Source organism: Promicromonospora panici (assembly GCF_900608595.1).
Lineage (GTDB): Bacteria > Actinomycetota > Actinomycetes > Actinomycetales > Cellulomonadaceae > Promicromonospora > Promicromonospora panici.
In genome coordinates this window covers 20,893-46,433 of record NZ_UWYY01000026.1, presented here as the reverse complement: position 1 = coordinate 46,433, position 25,541 = coordinate 20,893, and the positions used below count along the sequence as shown (strand labels likewise).

Annotated in this window: 22 protein-coding genes and 1 riboswitch; of the genes, 15 read left to right on the top strand and 7 right to left on the bottom strand. The window is 70.8% G+C overall.

Annotation, left to right across the window (positions count from 1 at the left end):
* Nucleotides 1–102 precede the first annotated feature (102 nt).
* Complete coding sequence (locus EW117_RS25200) at nt 103–1,653, top strand: hypothetical protein (protein WP_129789484.1); 1,551 nt, start codon at nt 103–105, stop codon at nt 1,651–1,653.
* 165 nt (nt 1,654–1,818) lie between these two features.
* On the opposite strand, the gene EW117_RS29860 is transcribed toward EW117_RS25200, so the two are convergent.
* The gene (locus tag EW117_RS29860; protein ID WP_207212038.1) at nt 1,819–1,995 is read right to left on the bottom strand and encodes a hypothetical protein; all 177 of its coding nucleotides are present in this window, start codon (nt 1,993–1,995) and stop codon (nt 1,819–1,821) included.
* Nucleotides 1,996–2,084: 89 nt separating this feature from the next.
* Between EW117_RS29860 and EW117_RS25190 the strand changes: the two genes are divergently transcribed.
* Complete coding sequence (locus EW117_RS25190; protein WP_242504554.1) at nt 2,085–2,717, top strand: PEP-utilizing enzyme; 633 nt, start codon at nt 2,085–2,087, stop codon at nt 2,715–2,717.
* Nucleotides 2,718–2,746: 29 nt separating this feature from the next.
* On the opposite strand, the gene EW117_RS25185 is transcribed toward EW117_RS25190, so the two are convergent.
* The gene (locus EW117_RS25185) at nt 2,747–3,607 is read right to left on the bottom strand and encodes an SDR family oxidoreductase (protein WP_129789483.1); all 861 of its coding nucleotides are present in this window, start codon (nt 3,605–3,607) and stop codon (nt 2,747–2,749) included.
* Between the two features lie 144 nt (nt 3,608–3,751).
* On the opposite strand from EW117_RS25185, the gene EW117_RS25180 reads away from it, so the two are divergent.
* Both EW117_RS25180 and EW117_RS25175 read left to right on the top strand, forming a co-directional pair.
* Complete coding sequence (locus tag EW117_RS25180; RefSeq protein ID WP_242504553.1) at nt 3,752–4,438, top strand: PAS and ANTAR domain-containing protein; 687 nt, start codon at nt 3,752–3,754, stop codon at nt 4,436–4,438.
* A 71-nt stretch (nt 4,439–4,509) separates the two neighbouring features.
* Nucleotides 4,510–4,911: a DUF6766 family protein gene (locus EW117_RS25175; protein WP_129789482.1), complete on the top strand. Its 402-nt coding sequence runs from the start codon at nt 4,510–4,512 to the stop codon at nt 4,909–4,911.
* A gap of 5 nt (nt 4,912–4,916) precedes the next feature.
* Here the strand turns inward: EW117_RS25175 and EW117_RS25170 are convergent, their stop codons facing one another.
* Together EW117_RS25170 and EW117_RS29855 are read right to left on the bottom strand one after the other, a co-directional pair.
* A complete protein-coding gene (locus EW117_RS25170) occupies nt 4,917–7,001 on the bottom strand; it encodes a SigE family RNA polymerase sigma factor (RefSeq protein WP_242504552.1) in 2,085 nt (694 codons plus the stop codon).
* A 56-nt stretch (nt 7,002–7,057) separates the two neighbouring features.
* Nucleotides 7,058–9,094, bottom strand: coding sequence for a SigE family RNA polymerase sigma factor (locus EW117_RS29855; protein WP_242504551.1), 2,037 nt, complete (start codon nt 9,092–9,094; stop codon nt 7,058–7,060).
* 120 nt (nt 9,095–9,214) lie between these two features.
* On the opposite strand from EW117_RS29855, the gene EW117_RS25160 reads away from it, so the two are divergent.
* Complete coding sequence (locus EW117_RS25160) at nt 9,215–10,039, top strand: endonuclease/exonuclease/phosphatase family protein (protein ID WP_129789481.1); 825 nt, start codon at nt 9,215–9,217, stop codon at nt 10,037–10,039.
* Between the two features lie 138 nt (nt 10,040–10,177).
* Here EW117_RS25160 and EW117_RS25155 read toward each other — a convergent pair whose 3' ends face one another.
* On the bottom strand, nt 10,178–10,588 hold the full coding sequence (locus EW117_RS25155) for a VOC family protein (protein ID WP_129789480.1): 411 nt from the start codon (nt 10,586–10,588) through the stop codon (nt 10,178–10,180).
* Between the two features lie 38 nt (nt 10,589–10,626).
* A complete protein-coding gene (locus tag EW117_RS25150) occupies nt 10,627–10,992 on the bottom strand; it encodes a CBU_0592 family membrane protein (protein WP_207212037.1) in 366 nt (121 codons plus the stop codon).
* A 192-nt stretch (nt 10,993–11,184) separates the two neighbouring features.
* On the opposite strand from EW117_RS25150, the gene EW117_RS25145 reads away from it, so the two are divergent.
* From EW117_RS25145 to EW117_RS25120, 6 genes are all read left to right on the top strand, one after another.
* Nucleotides 11,185–12,090, top strand: coding sequence for a LysR family transcriptional regulator (locus EW117_RS25145; RefSeq protein ID WP_129789479.1), 906 nt, complete (start codon nt 11,185–11,187; stop codon nt 12,088–12,090).
* Nucleotides 12,091–12,291: 201 nt separating this feature from the next.
* A riboswitch (glycine riboswitch) is annotated at nt 12,292–12,422 on the top strand.
* 154 nt (nt 12,423–12,576) lie between these two features.
* Nucleotides 12,577–15,522, top strand: a complete 2,946-nt coding sequence (gcvP, locus tag EW117_RS25140) for an aminomethyl-transferring glycine dehydrogenase (RefSeq protein ID WP_422891555.1) — start codon at nt 12,577–12,579, stop codon at nt 15,520–15,522.
* 82 nt (nt 15,523–15,604) lie between these two features.
* A complete protein-coding gene (gcvT, locus tag EW117_RS25135; RefSeq protein WP_129789477.1) occupies nt 15,605–16,771 on the top strand; it encodes a glycine cleavage system aminomethyltransferase GcvT in 1,167 nt (388 codons plus the stop codon).
* A 34-nt stretch (nt 16,772–16,805) separates the two neighbouring features.
* Nucleotides 16,806–17,177, top strand: a complete 372-nt coding sequence (gcvH, locus tag EW117_RS25130; protein ID WP_129789476.1) for a glycine cleavage system protein GcvH — start codon at nt 16,806–16,808, stop codon at nt 17,175–17,177.
* A gap of 204 nt (nt 17,178–17,381) precedes the next feature.
* Entirely contained in the window at nt 17,382–17,606 is a 225-nt protein-coding gene (locus EW117_RS25125) for a helix-turn-helix domain-containing protein (protein ID WP_129789475.1), read from the top strand.
* Nucleotides 17,607–17,722: 116 nt separating this feature from the next.
* Entirely contained in the window at nt 17,723–18,148 is a 426-nt protein-coding gene (locus EW117_RS25120) for a (deoxy)nucleoside triphosphate pyrophosphohydrolase (protein WP_129789474.1), read from the top strand.
* A 103-nt stretch (nt 18,149–18,251) separates the two neighbouring features.
* Here EW117_RS25120 and EW117_RS25115 read toward each other — a convergent pair whose 3' ends face one another.
* Nucleotides 18,252–19,073: a 2-phosphosulfolactate phosphatase gene (locus EW117_RS25115; protein WP_129789473.1), complete on the bottom strand. Its 822-nt coding sequence runs from the start codon at nt 19,071–19,073 to the stop codon at nt 18,252–18,254.
* A gap of 154 nt (nt 19,074–19,227) precedes the next feature.
* Here EW117_RS25115 and EW117_RS25110 point away from each other — a divergent pair, with 154 nt between their 5' ends.
* The 4 genes from EW117_RS25110 (at nt 19,228) to EW117_RS25095 (ending at nt 25,536) form a co-directional block, all read left to right on the top strand.
* Nucleotides 19,228–22,854 carry a phosphodiester glycosidase family protein gene (locus tag EW117_RS25110; RefSeq protein ID WP_242504550.1) on the top strand — a complete coding sequence of 1,209 codons (3,627 nt, stop codon included), beginning with the start codon at nt 19,228–19,230 and terminating at the stop codon, nt 22,852–22,854.
* Between the two features lie 17 nt (nt 22,855–22,871).
* Nucleotides 22,872–23,090 carry a hypothetical protein gene (locus EW117_RS25105; RefSeq protein ID WP_129789472.1) on the top strand — a complete coding sequence of 73 codons (219 nt, stop codon included), beginning with the start codon at nt 22,872–22,874 and terminating at the stop codon, nt 23,088–23,090.
* 120 nt (nt 23,091–23,210) lie between these two features.
* The gene (locus EW117_RS25100) at nt 23,211–24,056 is read left to right on the top strand and encodes a hypothetical protein (RefSeq protein ID WP_129789471.1); all 846 of its coding nucleotides are present in this window, start codon (nt 23,211–23,213) and stop codon (nt 24,054–24,056) included.
* Between the two features lie 232 nt (nt 24,057–24,288).
* Entirely contained in the window at nt 24,289–25,536 is a 1,248-nt protein-coding gene (locus EW117_RS25095) for an extracellular solute-binding protein (RefSeq protein ID WP_129789470.1), read from the top strand.
* Nucleotides 25,537–25,541: the final 5 nt, after the last annotated feature.

Sequence of the window (25,541 nt, the reverse complement as noted above, 5' to 3'; positions counted from 1 at the left end):
ACCGCCCCCCGTGGCCCGCCCCGGTCACCCGGGAGAACATGCGGCTGGGCGGGACGCGTCCGTGTCCCGAGGAAGAGGGGGCGTGCAGTGATGAGATCAAAGATGCGTGTGCCGCTGAGCATGGCGCTCGGCGCGACACTGATGACGACCGGCCTTGCGACGTCGAGCATGGCCGTGACACCTGAGGGGCCGGCGTCGCCCGGACCCTCTGCGGGGCAGTCGCAGACCATGACGAGGCAGGTGGAGGACGTTACCGTCACCGCGAAGATCTCGTTGCCGCCCGGTTCGGACGTGCAGGGGTCCATCGTCGGGACGCTCAGCATCACGCACAACGGGAATTCAGCGTCCATGCGGTCCGGGAGCATGACGATGGTCGACCCGGACGATCGCTTCCTCCAGGGCGCGCAGTTCGTCCCCTCGGGCGCGACCAACGCATGGACCTCGACGGTCCCGCTGTCGGCGGACGCGAAGTCGGGCGTCTACGAGGTCAGCGTGAACGCGGAGGTCGCGGTGACCACCGACGACGGTGTCGTCAACGTGCCGATCCGCACCACGAACCCAGTGCTGGTGCCGTTCCGGGCGCAGCGCAACATCCCGATGATCTGGACGTCCCCGACGAGCGCGCCCGCGGGCTCGACGATCTCGGTCTCGGGCGCCGCGAACATCAGGAGCCTGGGTACGGGCGACTACGCGCCGGCCACCGGGCAGGAGGTGAAGCTCTACTTCGACCCGACGGGCGACGCGCCCGAGGCCCTCAAGGCGACTCTCACAACCGACTCCCGTGGTTACTTCACGAGCCGGCAGAAGCCCGGTGCGTCCGGGAAGTGGCGCGCCGAGATGTCGCAGACGGACTCGGGCGCCCGTGCGATCTGGACCATCACCTCCGCGGAACGGGAGCGCACCACCACACTGCGGCAAGGTTCGGTCAGCGCGACCCAGAACGGCCACACCGCAGGCGATCACCTGATGACGCACGACGTCGTGGTCGGCCTGGCGCCGGCGCAGCGACGGGTCGACATCGGCAGCCTGGGCTTCACCATCGGCGGGAAGTCCGGCTGGGTCAGCGCCGAGAGCCAGCGCGGCGAGGGCAGCTTCCCTGACGGGTACCGGGTGCAGCGCGAGATGACGCACGCGGGCGTCGGCACGAGCACCGTGACGTTCACCTTCAACCCGACCCACCCGGCCGGCATCTACGACATCGGCCTCCGGGACGCCATGAAGGCCTGTTCGGCACCGGATTGGGATGCGAACGACGCCGCCAGCGGCGCGAGCAACTGTACGCACGATGTGCTGGTCCAGGACTCGACGGTCACGACCATCGTGGTGAAGCGCGCCAGCACCACCACCGTCACGGCGTCCTCGACGTCGCTCCCTGCTCCGGGGACCATCACCCTGTCCGGTGGGGTGCGTAAGGTCGTGCTGGTCAGCGGCGGCGGGGCGCAGGACAAGCCGGCGCCGAACACCCCCGTGCAGCTGTACTTCGACCCGGCCGGTGCGTCGGCCCCGGTCTACAAGAAGACGGTGAGGACCGGCTCCAACGGGACCTACTCGACTCAGGTCTCGACCAGCACCTCCGGCAAGTGGATCGCGAAGTACCCGGGCACGAGCCTGCAGGCGCCGTCGCGGGCGACGGTGACTGTGACGGTCGGCTAGCTCGACTGGTTCCACTCAGAAAGGTCCGCCTCCACCACACGATCACGCATGCATTCCTGCGAGAAAGCATGCCGAACCGTGTGGTGGAGGCGGACCTTCTTGCTGCCCTCACCGTCAGCGTCCGCAACTGGTCCGTTGAGCGACGCCAACGGAAGTCAGTCGTAACTACGGAAGATGGCATCCTCCGGGACGGTCACCGTCAGAGTCGCGGGCACCGCACTGGAACGCGACCCGCTTGTAAAGGTACGGCCCGGCGTCCTGCACGAACGCCGTGAACTCCTGGTCCTTGGTCCGCGCGATGTCGATCGTGACCAACGCGTCGTCGCTCACGTAGGCAGACATCGTCGTGCGCTCTCCCTCGTCATGTTTCCCACCGTCGGCTGGATCGCTGGTCCAAGACCGCGCGGGACCGGGAGAGTACGCGCTCCGAGGTGATCCGGACCTTTTGGGCACTGCGTACCTTCGCGGTCCGGGTTGGCGAGCTCACGCGACTCGGCGACGACGTCTTCTACCTGGACGTCGACGAGCTCCTCGCGGTTCTCGAGGGCGGCGCGGCGCCGCACGACGTCATCCGGATCCGCCGGGCCACGTATGAGCAGTACCGGAGCCTGCCCGCCTACCCCGCCGTGATCCGGGGCCGGTTCGACCCGGTGCGGTGGGCGGCCGATCCGAACCGGCGCACCGACGTCTTCGACGAGCACGGCCAGGAGGCCGCGGCCAGTGATCAGGTCCGGGGCTTTCCGGGCGCGACCGGCGTGGTCGACGGCGTCGCCCGAGTGGTGCTCTCGGTGGACGACGCCGAGGCGCTGCTGCCCGGCGAGGTCCTGGTCACCGCGGTCACCAACGTGGGCTGGACGCCGCTCTTCCCGCGTGCCGCCGCCGTCGTGACCGACGTCGGGGCGCCGCTCTCGCACGCCGCCATCGTCGCCCGCGAGCTCGGGATCCCGGCGGTCGTGGGCTGCGGCAACGCGACGATGCGGCTGCGCACGGGTGACCGGGTCCGGGTGGACGGCGAGCACGGGACCGTGGAGGTCCTGGAGCCGGCGAACGGTGGGAACGGCTGAGCTCAGAACACCGGACGCCCACTCGGGCGTCAGAACACCGGCCGCCCGCCGGTCACTCCGAGGACCGTCCCGGAGATGTACGACGCCGTCACGAGCGACGCCAGGAACACGAAGGCCGGTGCGACCTCGGCGGGCTGGCCGGCGCGGCCCAGGGGAGTGTCCGAGCCGAAGGATGCGACCTTCTGCTCCGGCTGGGTGGCCGGCTGCAGGGGCGTCCAGATCGGCCCCGGCGCCACGGCGTTCACCCGTATGCCCCGGGGGCCCAGCTCGGCGGCGAGGTTCACCGTGATGTTGTTGATGGCGGCTTTCGTTGCGGCGTAGTCGAGCAGCGAGCTCGACGGCTGGTACGCCTGAATCGACGAGTTGTTGATGATCGCACTGCCCTCGCCGAGGTGCCCGAGCGCCGACTGCGTCACCCAGAACAGCGCGTACAGATTGGTCTTGAGCACCCGGTCCAGCTCGTCGGTCGTCACGTCCTCGATCGCCTCGCGCCGAGCCATCTGGTAGCCCGCGTTGTTCACCAGTACGTCCAGGCCACCCAGCTCGCCGGCCGCCCGGTGGGCGACGCCGCGGGCGGTCGCCTCGTCCCGGAGGTCGCCGGGGAGGAGCGCGCACTGGCGGCCCGCCTTGTGGACCCACTCCGCGGTCACCCGCGCGTCCTTCTCCTCCTCGGGAAGGTAGGAGACGGCGACGTCGGCCCCCTCGCGGGCGAACGCGATGGCGATCGCCCGCCCGATGCCGGAGTCACCGCCGGTCACCAAAGCCTTGTAGCCGACGAGTTTCTCGCTGCCGACATAGCTCGCCTCCCCGTGGTCCGGCGTGGGGATCATCTGATCGGTCATACCGGGCGGGTTCTGCTGCTGTGGTGGGAAGGGTTGGTCCTGGCTCATCTGGTCCTCCATCGTCGTGCGGCATCTTGAACCGACGTGGTGGCCTTTCCTCGACCTTTCTCACGTTATCCCTGGCGCTGGCAGGTCGCATATCCCGTACTGTCAGAGCACAAGTTCCGCGAACCCCGCCCCGGAAGGAGCGTCGTGAGCTCCGCACAAACGCCTGCCGAGCGCCCGCTGGAGGACAAGGCTGAGGAAGTGCTTGCCGCAGGTGACCGACCGCCAGTGGGTCGGTACCGGCTCGACCTGGCGACCGGCCGGTGGGCGTGGTCCGACGAGGTGTACGTGATGCACGGTTTCGAGCCGGGGCAGATCGTCCCGACGACGCCGCTCATGCTCTCGCACAAGCACCCGGACGACCGCGCGCGGGTCGACGGGGTGCTGCGGCGTGCCGCCGAGACAGGGCAGCCGTTCAGCTCGGTGCACCGGATCCGGGACGCGCACGGCAAGACGCGAACGCTCGCCGTGACGGGCCAGGGGCGGCGTGATCCCGCCACGGGCCAGGTGACCGAGCTCTTCGGGTACTTCATCGACGTCACCAAGTCACAGCGCGAGGCAGCGGCGCGCGAGGCGACGGCGTCGATCCAGGCCTCGGCGGAGCGGCGTGCGGTGATCGAGCAGGCCAAGGGCGTGCTGATGGTGGTCCACGGCATCGACGAGGAGTCGGCGTTCGAGCAGCTGCGGCAGGCCTCCAACCTCGCGAACATCGCGGTGCGGGATATCGCCTACACGCTCGTGCACCTGTTCTCGGGCCCGAACGTGACAGTTTTCCCGACGCGCGAGGCGATCGACGAGTTCCTGGACAACCCGGTTCCGCCGGGCGCCGACTGACCCACCGGCCTAGGTTTATGGGACTGACGTCCCACGTCCGGGACACCGAACGTCAACTGCCAGGAGGCGTGATGAGCGACGCAAAGGCTGACGAGATCAAGTCTCGCCCGGTGTTCTGGAAGGCCTACTCGTTCGGGCTGGTCACCGGGGCGTTCTTCCTGCTGTCCTGGATCGCGCAGTTCGTGTTCCAGGCGATTCAGTTCGGCAACGAGGCGAGCGACCTGGGCAAGTCGTTCTCCTGGATCGAGTACTGGCCTGACTTCCTGGCGTCGACGTTCGAGAACTGGCAGTCCGAGTTCCTGCAGCTCGTCTGGCAGGCGGTCGGCCTGGGGATGTTCTACTTCTGGGGGTCGTCGCAGTCGCGCGAGGGCGACCAGCGGCTCGAGGCCAAGGTGGATGCCCTGCTCCGTGAGCGTGGGCTCGACCCGGTGGACATCGACCGGCAGTCCAGGGAGATCGCCGAGAACGAGTAGGGGTTTCAGTCGAGGTCCGGGGTGGGGGCGACCGTGCCCACGCTCAGCCACTGGTGGTTGCCGGATTGCTCACGCCAGGCGACCCGGCTGCCCGCCAGCCCGACCGACATGGCCGTGCCCGGTATCCGTGCGAGGTCCGGCCCGGGATAGCCCGAGGCCGACGGCGTCGCGCGGTACAGGTAGGCCCCCGGCGCGGAGCCGCGGTCGACGTTCCAGGTGAGGACGCCGTCCGACGCCGTCAGGCTCGAGACGAGTCCGTCGGGGATGCGCACCTGGCTGTCAGAGCCGTTCCGCCGGTCCCGGACATAGAGAAGGCTGTCGGCGGCCGCGCCGTCGGCCGGCGCGAGTACCCAGGCCACGAGCTCCGGGGAGATCGTGACGTCGCTGACGAACAGCGACTCGTCGTGCTCGAAGCTCACGAGGTCGGTGCCGGTGGTGTCGTACGCGACGCCGTTGTCCACGTCCCATTCGACGTTCCCGTCGAAGCCCCGGATCGTTGTCGTGCTGAGGCCGTTCCGGCCGGGCTCCAGATGTGCCGCGACGGCCTCGTCGTCGGAGCCGCCGATGGCGGTCCAGCCGGGGCCCAGGTCGTCCCGGAGATCGGCGGCCGCCTCGCTGTCCGATATCCCGCCCGCGTAGCCCGGATCGTACGGGCTGGTCACGACCGCCGTGTACAGGTTCTGGTCTCCGGGTTCCCCGGTCAGCCACATGACGGTGTCCCGGGTGAGGGCTATCGCCTGCGGTGTGCTCTGGGGCGTCGTGCCGTTGAGCATCATGACCGTGAACGGCACGTCGCCGGCCCGCCCCGCTCGCAGGTAGATGACGCTGCTGAGGTCCGTCTCCACGGCGGGTTCGGCGCCGTCCTGGGCCACCTCGATCCAGGCCGCATGGTCATTTCTGACCGTGAGCAGCTCCGGCAGCGCCGCCTCCTGGCGGATCGTCGTGGTGCGGGCCGCCGGTCCGGCCGCCGCGGGCCCGAAGGCACCAGGGTCGACGTACGCCGCGGTGACCAGCCCGTCGGTGCCATCCGGCCCCAGAACCGGCCCCCAGACGTCGCCGGTCTCCGTGAGCCCGCTCGGGTCCAGCAGCGCCGAACCGTCATCGGCCGAGCCGTTGACGATCGCCTCCACCGTCACGTCGTGGCAGGTCAGGGCCCGCGCGTCGGCCAGGTCGACCTCCAGCGGTGTGCGTGTCGGGACAAGCTCCTCGCCCTGGATCACGACACGCACCGGGGGTGGCGCCGGTTGCTTGGCGGGGCACGCGACCGCGGTCGGCGTGGGCTGTGAGTCGGCCCAGCCGAAGGCTTCGAACAGAGGCAGGATGAGCTGCCCGCCTGGCAGCACGACGTCCCCCACGATCGGCAGCGGCACCGGGCCACGGGTCAGCACACCGAGCGCGAGCAGCACGGCAGCACCCACGGCACCCACCCCCTGCGCCGTCCGACGCCGGCGCAGCGCACGGCGGCTCGCCTCCAGCACGCCTTCCTCGTCGGGTGTCACCGGCTCGATCGCTTCAGCGGCCTCGCGGAACAGGTCCCGCAAGCGGGCGAGCCCACGCGAGTTGGCGGCCTTGACGGTCCCCAACGGCAGGCCCAGCTCGCGGGCGACCTGCGCCTCGGTCAGGTCGAGCAGGTGCCTCAGCACGACGACGCGGCGCTGGGTGGCCGACAGCCGCGCCAGGGCGCGGACCAGCTCGTCCCGCAGCTCTATGTGCGAGGCATGGTCCGACGTCGGCGGGAGCTGGAGCTCGTCGTCGCCAGGAAATGTCTCACGGCGCCGTCGACGCCAGCCGTCTATCCGCAGGTTGACCAGGATCCGGCGGGCGTAGGCGCGGGGAGAGCCGTCCCGTGCCTTGTGCCACGCCCGATAGACGCGCTCGAACGTGGCCTGAACCAGTTCCTCCGCCTGGAGGACGTCGCCGGACAACAGGTAGGCCGTGCGGTGCAGGTACGGGGCGGCGTCGCGGACGAACTCGGTGAACTCCTCGTCGTGCGTCCGGAGAACCTCGACCTGGACACCGTGGTCGTCGCCGTCGGTGGCCGGGTCACCCGTCCCGATGCCGTCCATGATCGTCCCGCCCTCGCTCGTCATGACATCCACCACGGAGCATGCCGGTCAAAGGTTGCACAACTGAGAGGCGCGGGCCGTCAATCGCGTTCCAGGGTGGGGATGACCGCGCCTTTGACGAGCCACTGGCGCGCATCCGCGTTCTCGAGCCATGCGGTGCGGGCGCCGGCGACGCTCGCGGTGACGGAGCCGCCCGGGAAGCGGGCGAGGTCCGGGCCGTCGAATCCGGAGGCCGACGGCGTCGCGCGGTACAGGTAGGACGAGTTCGCCGGGTTCTCGGCGCCGGTGTCGGTGCTGGTCCACGACACCAGGCCGCCCGACGCGCGGAGGTCCTCGACGACGCCGTCGGCGAGCTGCACGACGCTGTCGCTGTCGCCGACGCGGTCGAAGACGTAGAGGGCGGCGGTGCCGGATCCGGCACCGACGGGCATGACCGTCCAGGCGATGACGTCGTCCGAGACGGCGATCGCGGTGACCTCGGCTGACGTGTTGTGGTCGAACTCAAGGAGTAGTGTCCCGGTGAGATCCGCGCCGGTCAGGTAGTCGAACAGCAGGATCGCTGTCGTGCTGACCCCTCCGGCGCCAGGGGTCAGGACGGCGGCGACCGCCTCGTCGTCGTCCGCCGCGAGCGCGGTGACTCCAGGCGCGAGTTCCGTCGGCGTGCCGTCGCCGTCGAGCGTCGTGGCGAACAAGCGGGTGTCGTCGTACGTGACCCCAGCCGTCCACAGGGCGTGATCCCGGGTGGTGGCGAGCAGCCACATGCGTTCCTGGGTGGTAACCAGGGGATCCACCATGGTGGTGGTGCCCCCGTCGGAGTGGCTGCTGAGCGTACGGAGGAAGCTACTGCGGGGCGACGTGCCCGCCGCCGCGTACTCGCTCCAGACCACCCGGCTCCCGGTGACGGCGAGGCCGGTCGGGAACGCCCTGCTGCCCTGGTACCACGTCAGGCTCGAGGCCCCTGACCCGCCCGCCCAGTTGTCCGTCCAGATGCGCGCGTCGGCGGTCTCGTCGTTGTCGTCGTAGAGCTCCGCGCTGCTGAAGTACGAGATCGTGCCCGTGCGGGAGAGCCCACGGGGCTCGGGCAACGGATCCCCGTATTCGGTGACGAGCAGTCCCGCATCGTTCAGGGACCCGCTGGTGATCGCCTCGATGTCGACGTCGTAGCACGTCAAGGGGCGGGCATCGGCGGCGTCGACCACCGCGGGGTCGATCAGCGGGCCGACGTCCTCGCTCGGCCCGGCGGTATGCGTCGGCGTCGGCGCGGGGACTTCCTCGGGGCAGTCGACCGGGGTGTTGCCGGCTGGGGCTGGGCCGAACCCGTCGGTGCGGCCGTCGTCGAACAGGCGCGCGATGAGCTCACCACCCGGCAGCACCACCGGCCCGACGCCCGGCAAGGGCACCGGGCCGCGGGTCAACACCCCGAGCGTCAGCAGAAGCGCCACACAAGCGGCGCCGACGGCCTGTGCGGCCCGGCGCCGCCGCAGGGCGGCGCGGCTCTGGTCGAGCACGGCCCGCTCGTCGAACGTCACCGGCTCGATCGCCTCGGCGCCCGCGCGGAGCAGGTCCCGGAGCCGGGCGAGCCCGCGCGAGTTGGCCGCCTTGACCGTGCCGACGGCGAGGCCGAGCTCGCGTGCGACCTCCGCCTCGGGCAGGTCCAGCAGGTGCCGCAGCACCACCACGCGGCGCTGCGTGGTCGAAAGCTGCGCCAGCCCTCGGACCAGCTCATCCCGTAGGACGATCCGCCCCGCGTGGTCCGACGCCGGGGTGACGGGGATCTTGTCGTCCCCCGGGAACGACTCCCGGCGCCCGTGCCGCCAGCTATCGATCTTCAGGTTGACCAGGATCCGGCGGGCATAGGCCCGTTGGGTGCCCGGCCGAACTTTGGCCCAGGTTCGGTAGACCCGCTCGAATGTCGACTGGACCAGCTCCTCCGCACGGTGTGGATCCCCGCACAGCAGGTACGCGGTGCGGTGCAGGTAGGCGCCGGAGTCCCGCACGAACGCGGTGAACTCCGCGTCGCGGTTGCGGGGCACGTCGACACGCACGTCGTGCGCCTCGTCGTCCGACGGCATGCCCGTCCAGAGGTTGCTCACGGTCGCCCCGCTCTCGTGCTCCATGCCACCCACTACGGAGAGTCTCGGTCAAAGGTTGCACGAGGGCGTGGTGGTCGGCCGCCAAAGTCGCGCCACTCCGACGTCGGGTCGCGGCTCCGGCCCGACAGGGCCCAAGATCGGGACGTGCGCATCGCCACGTTCAACATCCAGCACGGCCTCGGCCCCGACGGCCGCGTCGACAATCGCCGGCTCGCCGACGCGATAGCGGCGCTCGACGCCGACGTCGTCGGGCTGCAGGAAGTAGACCAGGGGCAGGCGCGGTCCGGGGGAGTGGACCAGGCGTGGCTCTGCGCGGAGGCGATGGGCGCGGTCGATCACCGGTTCCGGCCGGCGCTCGCCGGCCCGTTCCGCTACCCCGGCGTCCGACGCCGCGCCCGCCGCACAGAGCGCCCCGACGCCCCCGGCTACGGCATCGCGCTCCTCTCCCGGTTCCCCGTCCGGAGCTGGCACACCGTTCTCCTGCCACCCGCGACGCCGTGGGTCTGGGGCCGGATCCAGCTCGGCACCGACGAGCCACGCGTGGCGCTCGCAGCCGAGATCGAAGCGCCCTCAGGGCCGGTGACCGGCGTGTGCACGCACCTCAGCGTGTACCGATTCCCGTCCGTCACCCGGGCGGGCGGGCTCGCACGGCGCACGGTCGGCTACCGCCACGGCACACCGGGCGAGCGGCACGCGGAACGCCAGGTGGACCACCTGCGCCGTCGGCTCGAGGGGATACCCCGGCCGTTGGTCCTGCTGGGCGACTTCAACCTGCGCGCGCCGATCCCGGCGGAGCGCACCGGCTGGCGCTCGCTCGCGACCGGCGACACCTACCCCCGGCACGACCCGCGGTTCCAGATCGACCACATCCTGTGGGACGGCGACGCCGTACCCGACGTCGAGGGCCGCGTCGTGGACACGGGCGTCTCGGACCACCGGGCGCTGGTCGTGGACATCCACCGGCTCTGAGCCGACGAACGAAGGACGCCGCGACCGGAGCCTACGACGTCCTTCCTGACCCCTTGCGGGGAAGGCGTCACCAGACGATCGGTGAGCTGTTGGTTCCGGCGCGGTGCGCGAACTTCGGATCGAGTTCGAAGCCTGATCTCACGCCACGAAGATGCAGAAGGGGTGACCCGACGGGTCCGCGAAGACGTACAGCGGTTCCTGCGGGTCGTCCGACCGGTCGTCCTGCAGGGTCGCCCCGAGCGCCAAGGCCCGGTCGCGTGCCTCGGTGAGCGCGGCGACGTCGGGCACCGTGGTGTCCAGGTGGAGCTGCTGCGGCACGTCGGCCGTCGGCCAGGTCGACCTCGGGAGGTTCTCGACCTGCTGGAACGCGAGGCGTACGCCGTCGTCGTTCCGCAGGACGAGCCAGTCGCTGCCGTTTCCGTCCGGCTCACCCGGTGGCGAAGGCTCGTCGCCGGGGCGGTACGAGAGCCCGAAGAGCTGACGGTAGAACTCGGCCAGGGCACGGGCGTCCGTGGTGTCCAGCACCACCTGTCTGATGCTTGGAGTCATCTACTCAGCGCAGCACACCCGCCGCACGGTCGCAACGGTCAGGCGGCCTCGGCGTACGCGCGGTGGCCGACGGTGGGCTGAGCGGCGGGCTCCGCCTCGTGCTGCTCGGAGTCCTCGACGATCGTCAGCACCGGTGCGCTCTCCGCCTGCCGCTTCGTCTTCGCGCGGAGGACGGTGGCGACCGCGTTCGCGCCGATCAGGATGGCGGCGATGTTCGCCGCGGCGGACGGCCAGACGCCGTTCGACGCGGCGACGGTCAGCATGGTCACGGCTGCCAGCATGTTGGTGCCCTGGAACGCGAGGGAGTCGGCGTTCCAGCGCCCACGGCTGACCATGGCGTAGGCCACGAGGCCGGCGAGCGCGCCGACCCAGCCGAGAGCGGTGGCAACCATCATGAGGGTCATGGCAATACTCCTGGGGAAAGTGTGTATCGAAACGATTCGAGGGCGCGCTGGAGTCCGAGATCCGGAGTCCATGTGGGGAGTGTGGCCACGGGTCCGGGAGAGTTGGGCCCGACCGCCGCCAGGATCAAGCATGAGGCAATATCACGTTCAGCACAATCGAATGTTCGTGACTCCGGGATGTAGCATCGCTACATGGCCACCGACCCGCGAAGACTCGCTTTTCTGCTCGCCGTGCACCGTGCCGGCGGCGTGCTCGCGGCGGCCGATCTCCTGCATGTCACACCCTCCGCCGTCTCGCAGCAGATCGCCCGCCTGGAGGCCGAGGAGGGCCTCGACGTCCTGGACCGCGGGCCCCGCGGCGTGACCCTCACACCGGCCGGCCGGGTCCTGGCGGACGCGGCCGAACGCATCGAGGCTGAGCTGGTCCAGGCGCGTCAGGCCGTCGCCGCCCTCGGGGGCGAGCTCACCGGCCGGGTGTCGGTCGGGTCGATCCAGACGGCGATCCGGATGGTCGTGGCGCCGATGCTCGTCTCGCTCGGGGAGCGCCACCCGCACATCGAGGTCGACGTGCAGGAGTACGAGCCGGCCGAATCCGTCCGCCGGCTGCGGGCGGGCGACCTGGACGCGGTGGTGCTGGAGCGCGACGTCGACGTCGACGCGCCCGCCCCGCGCGGCGCCCACGACGTTCCGCTGCTCGACGAGCCGTGGCGCATCGTCGTGCCCACCAGCCTTCCCGAGCCGGAGCGCCTCGACGACCTGGCCTCGCTCACGTGGGTGGGGCCGCAGGCCGACTCGGCGGCCGAGCGGGCAGCGGCCCGGCTCGCGACCCAGCTCGGCACGACCTTCGAGACACGGCACGCCTACAACGACTTCGACACGGCCATCTCGCTCGTCGCCGCTGGTCAGGGCATCGCGATGCTGCCGGCCCTCGCCATGCAGCAGGAGCTGCCCGACGGCGTCGCCGTGGTCTCGCTCGCCGGTCTCGGCTCGCGCCGGCTCGTGGTGCGGCACCGGCAGAACCGCCACGAGCCAGGCCCGGCGGTGCGAGCCGTCGTGGACGAGATGGTGGCGGCGGCGCGCGAGATCGACCTGGGGTAACCAAAGGCTCGCGCCCATGGACGTTGCCGTAGTCGGGGCCACCGGGGACGTGGGCCGGCAGATCTGTACCCAGCTCATCGCGCACGGGTTGCTCTCGCCGACCTCTGGATTCCCGATGGGTACCTCGAAGAGATCCGCGAGGGATGGCCGGAGTGAGCCCCGCGTGACAGTAGGCTTGGCTCCATAACCGAATATGCCGCCAGAACCGTGACGGGAGAGTCCGGCCGGGTGTGCGCTTCCGCCGTCGGGCAGAGGTGCCTCCTGGAGAACCGGCGCCGAAGGAGCAATTTCCTCCCCGGGAATCTCTCAGGCCCCCGTACCGCCACGGTGAGGCAACTCTGGAAAGCGAGCCGCTCCGCCGTCGGGCAGAGAGGCTCCACCGACGGTGCAAGCCGGCGCGTCCCGCCCTCCTCCCGATCTCGGGCCGAGTACGACGGACCGGCAAAACTCTCAGGTAGACGCACGCCCGGGTGGGCAGGGTGTCCGATGACAGAGCGGGGAGGGACCGTAGTCGTCCCCACGCCCCCGGACAGCCAGGAGCCCGCCGTGAGCACGCCCCACAATCCCGATGTCTTTGCCGACCGGCATCTCGGCCCGCGCGGTCGCGAGGTCAGCACCATGCTGGACCAGCTGGGCATCGACACCATGGACACCCTGGTCGACCTGGCGGTCCCCAAGGCGATCCGCAGCCAGATGCCGCTGAACCTGCCGGCCGCCCGCACGGAGCCCGAGGTGCTCGCGCACCTGCGTGAGCTCGCGGGCAAGAACCAGGTCAAGACGCAGATGATCGGCCAGGGCTTCTACGGGACGCACACGCCCGCCGTCATCCGGCGCAACGTGCTCGAGTCGCCCGCCTGGTACACGGCGTACACGCCTTACCAGCCGGAGATCAGCCAGGGCCGGCTGGAGGCGCTCCTCAACTTCCAGACCGCGGTCGAGGACCTCACGGGCCTCGAGATCGCGAACGCCTCCCTGCTCGACGAGGCCAGCGCCGTTGCCGAGGCCGTCGCCCTGATGTGGCGCGCGTCGCGGGCCAAGGAGGGTTATGTCGTCCTCGACGCGGACCTGTTCGGGCAGTCGCTCGCCGTGGCCAAGGGACGCGCCGAGGCGATCGGCCTCCCCGTGATCGTGGCGGACCTCTCCCAGGGTCTGCGCGCGGGTCTGCCCGCGGAGCTGCCCCCGGGCCAGCTCGTCGGCCTCGTGGTGCAGCAGGCAGGGGCGTCGGGTCGCGTGCTCGACGCGCGCGGCGTCGTCGCCGAGGCCAAGGAGGCCGGCGCACTCGTCACGGTCGCGACCGACTTGCTCGCCCTGACGCTCCTGGTCAGCCCGGGCGAGCTCGGTGCGGACATCTCCGTCGGCTCCGCGCAGCGCTTCGGCGTCCCGCTGTTCTACGGGGGTCCGCACGCCGCCTACATGGCGGTCAAGAAGGGCCTGGAGCGGCAGCTCCCCGGCCGCCTGGTCGGCGTCTCCATCGACGTCGACGGCGCCGCCGGCTACCGCCTCGCGCTGGCCACCCGCGAGCAGCACATCCGCCGCGAGAAGGCCACGAGCAACATCTGCACGGCTCAGGCCCTCCTGGCCATCGTCGCCAGCATGTACGCCGTCTACCACGGCCCGGAGGGCCTGAAGGCGATCGCGACCCGCGTCCACGCCCACGCGGCCACCCTGGCAGGGGCCCTGAACGCAGCGAGCGTCGAGATCGAGCACGACACCTTCTTCGACACCGTCCGCGCCGTCGTCCCGGGCAGGGCCCAGGAGATCGCGCGAGCGGCAGCCGATGCCGGCTACAACCTCTTCGTCCCGGACGAGAACCACATCCAGATCAGCCTCGACGAGACGACGACCGCTCAGGACGTCGCCGTCGTGGCGCAGCTGCTGGGCGGCGAGGTCTCGACAGGCTCCACCACCGGGGCGGAGCTTCCTGCGGAAGTGACCAGGAAGACCCAGTACCTGCAGCACCCGATCTTCCACCAGCACCGCTCCGAGACGAGCATGCTCCGGTACCTGCGCAAGCTCTCCGACAAGGACCTGGCGCTCGACCGCACGATGATCCCGCTGGGCTCCTGCACCATGAAGCTCAACGCCACCGCCGAGATGGAGGCCATCTCCTGGCCCGGCTTCGCGGACATCCACCCGTACGCGCCCGTCGACCAGACGCAGGGTTACGAGGAGCTGGTCTCGGCGCTGGAGAACCAGCTCGCCGAGATCACCGGCTACGCCGCCGTCTCGCTCCAGCCCAACGCGGGCAGCCAGGGCGAGTTCGCCGGCTTGCTCGCGATCAAGGGCTATCACGCGTCGCGCGGCGACGAGGGCCGCGACATCGTGCTCATCCCGGCGTCGGCGCACGGCACGAACGCGGCGTCGGCGGCGCTCGCGGGTCTGCGGGTCGTGGTGGTCGCGACGGCGGACGACGGCGAGATCCTGCTCGACGACCTGCGCGCCAAGCTGGACCAGCACGGTCCGCAGGTCGCAGGGATCATGATCACCTACCCGTCCACGCACGGCGTGTACGAGGAGCACGTGCGCGAGGTCTGCGACCTGGTGCACGACGCCGGCGGCCAGGTGTACATCGACGGCGCAAACCTGAACGCGCTGGTGGGCCTGGCACGGCCGGGTGAGTTCGGCGGCGACGTCTCGCACCTGAACCTGCACAAGACGTTCTGCATCCCGCACGGCGGCGGCGGTCCCGGCGTGGGCCCGGTCGCGGTGGCCGAGCACCTCGTGCCGTTCCTCCCGGGCGACCCGACGCCTGGCGTGACGGGCGTGTCCGGGGCGACCACGGCGACGTCGGGCATCCCGGTGGCCTCGACGCGCTACGGCTCGGCCGGCATCCTCCCGATCTCGTACGCCTACTTGGCGCTCATGGGGCCGGACGGGCTGACCGAGGCGACCAAGGCCGCCGTCCTGACGGCGAACTACGTGGCCTCGCGCCTGAACCCGCATTTCCCCGTGCTGTACACGGGCCCGAACGGGCTGGTGGCGCACGAGTGCATCCTCGACCTGCGCAAGATCACCGCAGAGACCGGCGTGACCGCCGAGGACGTCTCCAAGCGGCTCATGGACTACGGCTTCCACGCGCCGACCCTCGCCTTCCCCGTGCCGGGCACCCTCATGGTGGAGCCGACGGAGTCGGAGGACCTCGCCGAGCTGGACCGGTTCATCGACGCGATGATCGCGATCCGCGGTGAGATCGACGCCGTCGCGGCGGGCCGCTGGAGCGCCGTGGACTCGCCGCTGCGCGCTGCGCCGCACACGGCGGCGTCGCTCATGACGGACAAGTGGGACAAGCCCTACTCGCGCGAGCTGGCCGCCTTCCCCGTGGCGAGCCTCCGTGGCAACAAGTACTGGCCGCCGGTGCGCCGCATCGACGGCGCCAAGGGCGACCGCAACCTGGTCTGCTCCTGCCCGCCGGTAGAGGCGTTCGCCGAGTGACACGACTTTGCTGTGAGCGCGACCGTTGCGCCCAAAACGGACAGATAGTCGCAAAGATTGTGCTCACAACGAAGGAGGGCCTGTGACTGACAAGAAGACCGCGCTCTATGACGAGCACGTGGCGCTCGGCGCCTCGATGACGCCGTTCGGCGGCTGGCTCATGCCGCTGCGGTACACGTCCGACCTGGCCGAGCACCGAGCGGTGCGCGAGGCCGCCGGCCTGTTCGACCTGTCGCACATGGGCAACATCAACGTGACGGGCCCCGACGCCGCGGCGTTCCTCGACCACGCGCTCGTCGGCTACATCTCGAAGGTGCGCCTGATGGGCGCGCGCTACTCGATTATCTGCGCCGAGGACGGCAGCGTGCTGGACGACCTGATCGTCTACCACAAGGCCCCGGGCGAGTACTCGGTCATCGCGAACGCCGCCAACGCGGAGCTCGTCCTGGCGAAGCTCCAGGAGCGCACCGCCGGATTCGACGTAGTGCTCAAGGACGTCCAGGCCGGTCAGGCGCTGATCGCCGTGCAGGGTCCGCGAGCCGTGGAGATCATGCTCGCCACCGCCGGCCTCGTGGAGGACGCCGAGATCTCGGGCGGCACCGCGTTCGCCGACCTCAAGTACTACGCCTGCATGGGCATGCGCTTCGAGGGCGAGCCCGTGCTCGTCGGCCGCACCGGCTACACGGGTGAGGACGGGTTCGAGATCTGGGTCCCGGCCGGGCAGGCCGTCGCGCTGTGGCGCGCGCTGCTCGCGGCAGGCGAGCCGCTGGGTCTCGTCCCGGCGGGTCTCTCCGCACGCGACTCGCTGCGCCTCGAGGCCGGCATGCCGCTGTACGGCCACGAGCTCGACACCACGACCACGCCCTTCGAGGCGGGGATGGGTCGCGTGGTGCGCCTCGACAAGGTGTCCGACGACGGCACGCCGGTCCCCTTCGTCGGCCGGGACGCCCTGGCAGCCCGCAAGGAGTCGGCGCCCGCACGCGTGCTCGTGGGGCTGCGGGGCGAGGGCCGGCGCCCGGCGCGCGCGGACTACGACGTCGTGCTGCGCGGCACCGGCACCGAGCCCGGAACGGTGGTCGGCCGGGTGACGTCCGGGGCGCCGTCGCCCACGCTCGGCTACCCGATCGCCATGGCCTACGTGACGCCCGAGGTGTCGGCCGAGGGCACCGAGCTCGCGGTCGACGTCCGCGGGCGGGCCGAACCGTTCGTGGTCGTGCCCATGCCGTTCTACCGTCGTCCCCAGAACTGAACCCTTTCCCTCCCGGAACCTCAAGGAGCCCGTCATGGCCGACTTTCCCGAGAACCTCAAGTACACAACCGAGCACGAATGGCTGGACGGGTCCACGCCCGCCGTCATCGGCGTGACCGACGTCGCGGCCGAAGCGCTCGGTGACGTGGTCTACCTGGAGCTCCCCGAGGTGGGCGCCGCCGTCGAGGCGGGCGCCGTGGTGGGCGAGATCGAGTCCACCAAGTCCGTCTCCGAGCTGTACTCCCCGGTCAGCGGCACGATCACCGAGGTGAACACCGAGGCCGTGGACAACCCCGAGATCGTCAACCAGGACCCGTACGGCAAGGGCTGGCTCTTCAAGGTCGAGGTCACCGGGACGGGCGAGCTGCTCACGGCGGCGGAGTACGCCGCGCACACCGGGAACTGACCCGCTCCATGCCCTTCAGGGCCTGCGTCCCCACCGCCCCTCAGGTCGCTCTGTCGCATCTGGGGGGCGGTTTGGTCTCGGAACGGTAACAGTCGAAAAGTTCGTCCAGAACCGCGTCATGAACTCCATGCAGGTCGCTTTATCTCGTAGCAGCAACCGTAGGCCGGAACCCCAGAACCGGCCGCTGTGTGGAGGAAAACGACCATGACCGCGATGACCCTTGACCACCGTGTGCCCAGCCTCACCCGTCGTGAGCGGGTAATCCTGGCGAACCTCACTGAGGACGCCACGCTCGAGCAGATCGCTCGACGCCTGTACGTCACCCGCAACACGGTGAAGACGCAGGTTCGCAGTGTCTACCGCAAGCTCGGCGTGTCTTCGCGCGCCGAGGCGATCGCGAAGGCGAACGAGTTCCAGATCGCTGACTGACACACAGTTCGACGACGACGGCGCCATTCCCCAGAGGTGCCGTCGTCGTTGTGTCCGGCGAGATGTCGGGTCGAGAGATAGCGGCCGGTCGGCTGGCGAGTGGAAGACTGCTCGGCATGCAGGAGACCCTCATCGACGTGGTCGCCGCGGTGATCGTGGACGACCTGGACCATCCCAGCCGGCTGCTCGCCGCCCGCCGTTCGGCCCCGGCGGCCCTTGCCGGCCGCTGGGAATTTCCCGGCGGCAAGGTGGAGCCCGGCGAGGAAGGGCTCGCCGCGCTGCGTCGTGAGCTCGTCGAGGAGCTCGGCGTGACGGTGTCCGTCGGCGCCGAGCTGCCCGCGCCCGACGGCGGCGCGTGGCCGATCACGAGCAAGCACCGCATGCGGGTCTGGTTCGCGTGCCTGCGGGACGGCACGCCCGAACCGCTGGAGGACCACGACGAGCTGCGGTGGCTCACGGCCACCGAGCTCGACGACGTCCCGTGGCTGGACGGCGACATCCAGATCGTGAAGACCCTGGCCCAACACCTCTCGCCGAGGTAGAACCCTGGCGAGGTAGAACTGTGGCGAAGTAGAACGCCAGCGCCAGAGTTCTATCTCGCCACAGTTCTACTTCGCCCTGGTTCTACCTCGGCGGGGTGGCAGGTCAGCGGGAGGCCGCCGGGACGCTCTTGCGGTTGCGGGCCGCGGCCGCACGGTGCCCGAGCGGCACGAACGCGCCGTCCATCAGCACCGGCACCACGTCGGTGGTGTCGACGTCGGTGGCGATCGTGACGTCGTCGGCGAACCCCGAGTCGAGCAGCTCGCGGCCGCTCGCGGTGCCGCCCACCGAGTCGACGATGTCCTTGGTGCCCTTCCACAGGGTGACGGTCGCTGCGGTCTCCGGGGAGACGCTGACGGACGGCAGCATGGCGGTGAGGCGTGCCGCGATCGCACCGACGGCCAGGTAGTCCTCGAGCGCGGGGCGCAGCGTGTCGTCGGGCCACCGCTCGCCCACGGGGACAAGCACGATGTCGTGCTTCTCGGACGCGTCCAGGTGTGCGGCGGCGAGCCCGGCCACCGCCTTCGCGTTGCGCAGGCTGCCCGCGACGATGAGGGCACCTCGGTTGGCGATCGTGTGGCAGATCTGGGCCGCGCTGGGCGACGGGATCACGAGGCGCTCGGCGTCGAGGTCCTGCAGCGACGCGGGGGAGATGCTGATGCCGTCCTCCCACCGCGGGCCGGCGAGGGCCGCACGCATGGTGCGCGCGAGCCGGGCCGCGCCGGCGGGATCGTGATACGGGAACGGGTACACGCCCGCGCCCTGTTCACAGGCGACGGTGACCGTGGTGGAGAAGGAGAGCACGTCCACGACGACCACGAGCGACGAGCGCGCATCGGTGGCGGTGAGGGCTAGTGCGCCGGAGATGCCCCAGTCCGTGCGCACACGGGCAGGACGCTGGTCGAAAGCGGGGGACGTGTTTGCCACGAACGCATCGTAGTGTCACCCGAACTCGCCCATGTTTCGCGCTCAGCGAACACCGTTGCGGTTCGGCCACTATTCACACTCCCGCCGCCGGGTCATAACCTCGCCGCGCAACGCTGCCGCAGAACGCTCCCCCGACGCCCCAGAAGGAACGAGCATGCGACGAGTGACGTCCGCAGAGCATCCGGTTACGCCGCGCACAACCTTGAGCAATGCGCTGACCTGCGGAATCACCGCCGCTCTCCTCATCGTCCCGACGACGGCCGCGGCCGCCACGCCCCTTCCCGAGCCCGAGGACGTGCCCCGTTCAGGCGCCGCGCTGACGGCGCCGACGCCGTTCGCGAACGCCCCGCTGGCGTCCGGCCGGCCCGTCGAAATTTCCGAAGATGTCACCCATCTTCCCCTCGACGACGACGGCGACGCGATTGTCACCCGGCTCGAGGAGCAGCGCATCGCGCCCGGGCTGGAGCTCACGCGGTTCGCGCGGATGGGCGAGGACGGCTGGCTGAGCGGCGAGGTGCTCGTCGCAGATCTCGGCTCGTCGGCCGACGGCACGCTGCCCGGGGCGGGTGGTCGGGCATCAGGGGCGGGTGGTCGGGCATCAATGGGAGGGCTGCAGGTCGGCTACGTCGGCCCGGACCACATCGCCGGCAACGCCACGGTCTCCCAGATGGCGGCCTCGCGGGGCGCGATCGCCGCGATCAACGGCGACTACTTCGACATCAACAACTCGGGTGCCGCCCTGGGCGCGGCGGTGGACGACGGAACGCTGATCAAGTCGGCGTCGCCGGGCCGGGAGCGTTCGGTGGCGATCGGGCCCGACGGCGTGGGGCGGCTCGCGCAGCTCTTTCTCGAGGGCTCGGTGAGCTGGAAGGTCTCGACGAGCTCGGCCACCGACGGTTCCACCGAGTTCCCTGTCAGCGGCCTCAACGTCACCGCGCTGCCCGCCGGCGGTGTCGCCGTGTACGACGCCGGCTGGGGCACCTTCACGCGCGCCCGTCCGCTCGCCGCGGGCGAGCAGGGCGTCGAGGTGTGGGTTGACGCCGACGGAACCGTGACCGCGGTCGGGCAGCCCGCAGGAGGGCAGCTGCCCGACGGGACGCGTGCCGTCGTGGCCCGGCCCGGCGCCGCGGCCGATGCCCTCGCGACCCTGGCCCCCGGAGACCGCGTCGACCTGGACTACGGCCTACGGGAGGACGCCGCCGACGTCGCCGTGGCCATCGGCGGCGGGGTCGAGGACCCGTTGCTGGAGGACGGCGAGGTCACCAGCGCGACCGGTGACCACGTCGAGCTGCGGCACCCGCGCACCGCCGTTGGCTTCGACGAGTCCGGGACCCGCGCGTACTTCGTGGTCGTCGACGGCCGCCAGACGCACAGCATCGGCATGAACCTGTACGAGCTGGGCGAGCTCATGGCCCAGCTCGGCGCCGACGACGCGATCAACCTCGACGGCGGCGGCTCCTCCGAGATGGTCGCCCGGCTGCCCGGCGACGCCGGCACCACGATCCTGAACAGCCCGTCCGACGGTTACGAGCGTTCCGACGCGAACGGCCTCGGCCTGTTCGTGCCGGCCGGATCCGGCCGGGTCTCGGCCTTCGACGTGCGCACCACGGTCCCGGCCGCCGATGCCGACCGGGTCTTCCCCGGCCTGCACCGCACCCTGGTCGGCAAGGGCTACGACGACGCGATGGGTCCCGTCGACACCGAGCCGTCCGCGTGGCGCACCCGTGACGGATCGGTGGCGTCGGTGCGTGACGGCGTGGTGACCGGCCGGCGGCCCGGCAGCACCGTCGTCACCGCCGCGACCCTGAGCCGTTGGGGCCTCGCCTCCGGTACCACCGAGGTCGAGGTGCTGGGCCCCCTGGTCCGGACCGGTGTGGCCACGCCGGTGATCGGGCTGGCCGACGCCGACGCGACCGCACCGCTGGTCCTGACTGGTTACGACGCGCAGGGGTTCGCCGCGCCGATCGAGGCCCGGGACGTCACGGTGACGGGCGGCGACGACGTCGCCGAGCTCGTCCCCGCGCCCGACGGATCCTTCGAGGTGCGGGCGCTCGCACCCGTGGGCGGCACCACCTTCGAGCTGTCCGTGCCTGGCCCCGGCGGCCGCGAGCTGACGACCGAGGTGGCGGTGACCGTCAGCCTCGAGGAGGAGGTGGTCGCCGACTTCGCCGACGCCGCCTCCTGGACGTCCGCGCACGACCGGGCCCCCGGCGGCTCGGTGGCGCCCGCGACGGGGCACGACGGCGCGGGCGGCCTGCGCATGACCTACGACTTCACGCAGTCCACGGCGACGCGCGGCCAGTACGCCGTGCTGCCCGAGGCGGCCTCCGGCGGGCGTGAGCTCCCCGGCTCGCCGCGCGCGGTGACGATGTGGGTGGACGGCGACGGTAACGGTGCCTGGCTGCGGCTGCAGGTGCGGCAGGGCGACGGCGTCGTCACGCAGCTCGACGGCCCGGAGGTCACCTGGACCGGGTGGCGGCAGGTCACGTTCCCGGTGCCCGACGGCGTCGCGTTCCCGCTGAAGCTGCAGCGCGTTCGCGCGCTGGAGACCACGGCCGGTCAGCAGTACTCCGGCGGGCTGACCCTCTCCGCGATCGCGGCGCAGGTGCCGCCCGATGTGGACGCGCCCGAGGCTCCCCGGGTGGAGGACCCGACGGTCGCCGCGGACGGCGGGACCGACGGCGCACCCCTGCGGGTGGCGGTGATGTCGGACGCGCAGTTCGTCGCGCGCAACCCCGAGTCCGGCGCGGTGGCGGGCGCCCGGGACGCGCTCCGCGAGATCGTCGCCGACGACCCGGACCTGCTGGTCATCAACGGCGACCTGGTCGACGAGGCGGCCCCCGAGGACTTCGACCTCGCCCGGCGCATCCTCACCGAGGAGCTCGCCGACGCGGACTTCCCCTGGTACTACGTGCCCGGCAACCACGAGGTCATGGGCGGGTCGATCGCGAACTTCGAGGAGGAGTTCGGCGAGCGGACCCGGGTGCTGGACGTGCCGACGCCCGGCCGGGCCGGTGGGACCACCCGGCTGGTCATGCTCGACTCGTCGGCCGGCCGCCTGGGCGCGGACTTCGCCCAGGTGCGGATGCTGCGCGAAGCGCTCGACGACGCCGCCACCGACCGTTCCGTCACCGGCGTCGTCGTGTTCGCCCACCACCCCCTGGACGACCCGCTGCCGACCAAGGCCAGCCAGCTCACCGACCGGCTCGAGGCCGACACGCTGCGCGGCTGGTACGAGGACTTCGAGGAGACGTCGGGCAAGTCGATAGCGTCGGTGAACGCGCACGCCGGCGTCTTCCACGCGAGCACCCAGGACGGCGTCCCGTACCTGGTCAACGGCAACTCCGGGAAGGGCCCGGCCAGCACTCCGGCCGACGGCGGCTTCACCGGCTGGTCCATGCTGGGCCTCCGGCCGGCGTCGGGCACGGGCGCGACGGGAACGTGGCTGTCCTGGGAGGTCAACACGCGCGCCGAGGGCGTCACGGTGACCGGCCCCGAGTCGCTCCGGGTGGGCGATTCGGCGGCGGTGAGCGCCGTCGTCGTACAGGACGACACCCGTGAGGTGCCGGTCGCGTGGCCGGTGTCGTCGGCGTGGGGCGGCGAGCGGGTGTGCACCACCGGTGAGACCGGCCGCGCCGCCCTGTGGGACTGCCCGCGCGGCACGGTGCTCGCGCTCGACCCGGACACGCACGAGGTGACGGCCCTGCGCGCCGGCGAGGCCACGGTGACCGTCACGGTCAACGGGCAGGTCGGCGAGCTGGCAGTCGGCACCACCCGATAGGACGGTAGATTTGCCCCATGAGTGATTTCGAGGTGGCCCGCAGGCAGAAGCAGGAGCCCACGGCGACCCTGCTGGTTCGCTTCATCGTGTGCTTCGCCGTGTTCCTGGGCGGGCTCGCGCTGATGGCCATCGGATCGATCGGTGAGGGCGCGTCGTCGCCGTTCCTGTTCGTGGGCGGCATCCTTGCCGTCGGGCTGGCGTTCGGCGTGCCCATGATCGGTTCCACCGAACGCTAGGGAAGCTTTTTTCTTCACCCACAACGTTCCGGTATTCCCGTCCGTACTCGGTGGTGAAGCCTGACGGCGAGCGATACCCGCCCGCTGGGACAGGCGCCATCGAGCAGACGGGAAACTGCGATGTCACTGCCCAGTACGTCTCGTACTTCCACCTTCCGCCAAGGTCTGACGGCGCTCGCCGCCGCCACGGCTCTTCTGGCCGCGGGCCTGGTCACCGCCCCGGCGGCGCAGGCACTGCCGGTCGTCGACACCAGCACGTCCCGGGGCACCACCGTGACGACGTCGATGTTCGCCTCTGGTTCCACGATCTGGGGCAACGTGGACGCGCAGGAGCTCTACCCCGCCAGGTTCGGGTACACCGTCGCCGTGAAGGCGTCCGGTGGGCGGCTGGCGCGGGTAGAGGCCGAGGTCACGGTCCAGAAGATCGACCGCGAGCCGGTGCGTAAGCGCACGATCGTGATGGACCGGACCAGCAGCACCGCCATGGTGAGTCGGGGGCGGATTCCCTTCCACGGGTCGATCGATCCCGGAACGTACTACGCGGGGGTCGAGATCTTCGCGGTGGTGCGCAAGGCCGACGGGACGCGGGTCCGGCACCAGATCGACGTCCACAACGCCAACAAGGTGCAGTTCCGGCGCGCCACCTGGACCCGCGCGACGATCTCGACGGAGGCGACCGACGGCCGTCCCGCGCGGATCAACGCCACCACGCGGGTGCTGCGGATCGACGACGACGGCACCCTCTCGTGGCTGCGGCTGCGCTCGGGCGACGCGATCCTCTCGTTCGACGCCGACGGTCCGTACGAGGAGGGGCGGGCCGTGTTCGTGCGGGACCTGACGATCGGGTCCGACGCACGGATCTCGACGGTGGTGAAGACCCGTGAGGGGTACTGGAAGGTCACCTACCCGGGGAACTCCCGCTTCGCCAGCTCCACGGGCTGGATCCCCGAGCTCTGCAGCTGCTGATCGGCGCCGGGCGGCCGCGGCACCTCGAACGAGGCCCCGCCCTCGGTCAGGAGGCACAACGGGGGAGGGTCGCAGCGACGCGCTGCGGCCCTCCTTTTTGGCTTCTCCGCTGGCCTCGCGGGCCCTTCGGGTCCATCGTGTCACCCGTATGTCACAGGTTTGTTAGAACCCTTGACAGATTAGGGGCCAAGTGAAAACGTGACCGACACCACGAAGAGAGCGAGGGACGGTAATGGCCCAGTACAAGAGGTTCGGCGGGATCATGGCGATCACGCTGGCCGCGACAACGGGACTGACAGCCTGCGGGTTCGGCGGCTCCGGCGGCGGGGAGGAGGGTGGTGGCGCAACCACGCTCGACCTGCTCGTTCCCGCCTACTCCGACGCCACCCAGGGTCTGTGGAACGACGTGATCGCGGGATTCGAGGAGGAAAACCCCGACATCAACGTCGAGCTGCAGGTCGAGTCCTGGGACAACCTCGAGTCGGTCATCGCTACCCGCATCCAGGGCAACGACGCACCCGACATCTACAACGGCGGCCCCTTCGCCGGCTTCGCCGAGGACGAGCTCCTGTACCCGGTCGAGGAGGTCACCTCCGACGAGACCTACGCCGACTTCCAGCCGACGTTCCTGGAGAACGCCCAGGTGGGTGACACCACCTACGGCCTGCCGTGGATCGCGTCGTCCCGTGCGCTGTTCGTCAACGACGCGCTCCTCGAGGAGGCGGGCGCCGAGGTTCCCACCACCTGGGACGAGCTGCTCGCGTCGGCGAAGCAGGTCTCCGAGCTCGGCGGTGGCGTGTCCGGTTACGGCATGCCGCTCGGCTCCGAGGAGGCGCAGGCCGAGGCCGCGGTGTGGCTGTGGGGCGGGGGCGGGTCCTTCGGGGACGCCGAGCAGATCACCATCGACACCCCCGAGAACCTCGAGGGTGCCGAGTTCATCAAGAAGATGATCGACGAGGGTGCCACGCAGGCCGACGCCGGTGCGTCGGACCGCAGCCCGCTCTTCGACATCTTCGTCCAGGGCAAGCTCGGCATGCAGGTTGGTCTGCCGCCGAGCGTGGGCCAGATCGAGTCCGACAACCCGGACCTCGAGTACTCGATCCACCCGATCCCCACCAAGGACGGCGGGCCGTTCACCCTGGGCGTCGCGGACCACCTGATGGCGTTCCAGAACGACGGCGACAAGCAGGAGGCCATCACCGCCTTCTTCGACTACCTCTACACCGCCGACGTCTACGTCCCGTGGGTCCAGGCCGAGGGCTTCCTGCCCACCACCCTGTCGGGTTCCGAGCAGCTGGCCGACGACGAGGCGCTCGCCCCGTTCCTCGAGACCCTGCCGGACGCGCAGTTCTACCCGAGCACCAACCCCGACTGGGCCGCCGCGGACTCCGCGTTCAAGGCGCTCTTCGGCCAGCTCGACAGCAACAAGTCCGCCAAGGACGTCCTGGCCGAGATCCAGGCCCAGGTCGACGCGGGCTGATTGGA